2 protein-coding genes are annotated in these 2,160 nt (G+C 68.8%); both read right to left on the bottom strand.

The annotated features are described in order from the left end of the window. Positions 1-78 precede the first annotated feature (78 nt). Positions 79-1,299, bottom strand: a complete 1,221-nt coding sequence (locus tag ACFV1W_RS39325; protein ID WP_380422241.1) for a glycosyltransferase — start codon at positions 1,297-1,299, stop codon at positions 79-81. A gap of 126 nt (positions 1,300-1,425) precedes the next feature. Continuing rightward, positions 1,426-1,959, bottom strand: coding sequence for a hypothetical protein (locus ACFV1W_RS39320; RefSeq protein WP_380422240.1), 534 nt, complete (start codon positions 1,957-1,959; stop codon positions 1,426-1,428). Positions 1,960-2,160 lie beyond the last annotated feature (201 nt).

Here is a 2,160-nt window from a genome sequence, read left to right as displayed (position 1 = left end):
GAGCCGGTCCGCGGATCTCGGACCGGCTCCCGCCCTGCGCTGCCTGACGGGGGATCGGCAGCGGGCTATGGGGGGTGATCAGGCGGCGTTTCCGGCGGCCACCCGCTCCAGGTAGGCCACCGCGTCGTCGATGTCCGGCAGGCCGAGCATCTTGCGGTGCGCCGTGCGGATGCCGGCCGCGATCCGCCCGTCGGACAGCACCCGGCGGCAGGCCTCGGCGACACCCTCGGGGGTGACCTCGGTGACGTGCACGCCGAGGTTCAGCTCGGCGAGGCGCTGGGCGTTGTGCAGGTGGTCGCCGAACTGCGGGAGGGCGACCATGGGCACGCCCTGGCGGATCGCCTCCCGGACTCCGCCGTAGCCGGCATGGGTGACGAACAGCTGGGCGCACTCCAGGAGGAGCTGCTGCGGCAGCCACTCCATGACGATCACGTTGTCACCGATCTCGATCCCGTCGAGCGGGAAGCCCGCCGTGCCGACCACGGCGTGCACGTCGAGGGCGGACAGGCCCTCGATGATGGCTCGCAGCGTCTCGGTCGGGTCGAGCATGCCCTCCGGCGGCTCGATGCCCTGGGACTTCATCCCCATGACCGTCGGCAGCGCGCTGCCGACCGAGGCGACGACCAGCGGGCGGTCCCCGGGGAGCCCGGCCAGCTCGGCCGGCAGGGCCGCGGAGCCGCCCAGCGCGGCCGGCTGCTGGTAGGCGAAGGCCTGCGGCACGTCGTAGCGGACGAACGAGAAGTCACCGGGCACGCAGTCGATCCGGCCGTGCGGGTAGATCGACCACGGCGAATCCTTCGGCACCAGCCCGACCTCGGTGCGGCGTTCGTTGAGGAACGGCAGCAGACCCTCGGGGTCGGTGACGTTCGTCGGACCGGACGGACAGGACACGTGCGGAATTCCGAGTGCCTCGGCGACGAGGACTCCGGTGAGTTCACCGCCGTCCCGCAGGACCAGGTCCGGTCCGAACTCCTTGGCGATCGGAAAGATGCGCTCGAAGGTCGTCGTGATGTGCGGACCACCGCCCCAGAGAATCATCTGGAGGCGATTGTCGACGACGATCTCCTCGGTTTCCCCGCGCTCCTCCCGGCGGTCCCGGAGGGAGAAGATGGCCTGCATGATCTCGGGAATGGTCGGCATCACCGGCTCGACGGCCATCGCGGACCCGGCGAACACCGGCGCGAGGTGCTCGGGCACCGTGGCCAGAACGTCGTGCCCCGCCGCGGCGAGCGCCCTGGCGAGCGGCAGCACCTCATTGGCGTGCCCCTGCGTCCCGGTCACCGTACAGAAAACTCGCATTGCCCGACACTCCCTACCGACCGATGCTTTCCACATGCTCCGTCCTGCTGTCTCCGATGGTTCTCCCGGGGGACGGAACCGGACAACCCCTACCCACCCCACGCCTCACCGGGGCCCGGGGCCGGCCTACTTGGCCTGCAGGGGAGCCACGACGGAGGGCCGGCGCAGCCAGCGGACCGCGACCCCGACGGTCCGCGTGAGAACCATCGCCATGGCCATCAGGACGAAGAACGCGGCGACCCCGTCGGGGTCGATCTGCTGCTCGACGGTCCACTTGCCGAAATCGGCCCGGAAGGAGTCGTTGTTCTCCAGCGTCCAGATGAATCCGAGCCGGCCGGCCAGGACCAGGAGCCAGATCGACAGATAGGCGATTCCCGCCTTCGTGTAGGTCTTTCCGGACTTGGGGTCGTGGTCGATCCGCATCGTGTAGAGCAGCCCGGTACCGACGGCGACGCCGATCGCGATGCCGACACCCGCAGATGTCAGATTGGGTGCCGTCGCCTTCAGGTTGTGCAGCATGTCGTAGGCGAACCAGGCCACCAGGCCCAGCGGCATCAGAAGCTTGAAAATGCCGAACCGGTGTCTCCCCACCTGCGTGAAGAGGACGATGGTGATGAGAATTCCGCTCAGGAAGAGCGCATCTTTCATCCCGTCAGTCACGAGAATCCTCCGTGTCGTTCCGAACTGATGACGAGACTAGCCGTGGGGCGACTTCCGGTCCTGGGACCAGGGGTGGACAAAAGGGGGTGGAGAACGCCGGGGCGGTCAACACCCCCCGCCCGTACACCCGCAGGGTGGTCGGGTGAGACGACCCCGTCGGTCAACCAAGCCTGCACCCCCCCGGGGGTTGTCAACGCAGGA

This window comes from Kitasatospora sp. NPDC059648 (assembly GCF_042734825.1).
Taxonomy (GTDB): domain Bacteria; phylum Actinomycetota; class Actinomycetes; order Streptomycetales; family Streptomycetaceae; genus Kitasatospora.
This window is presented reverse-complemented; position numbering and strand designations above follow the sequence as displayed.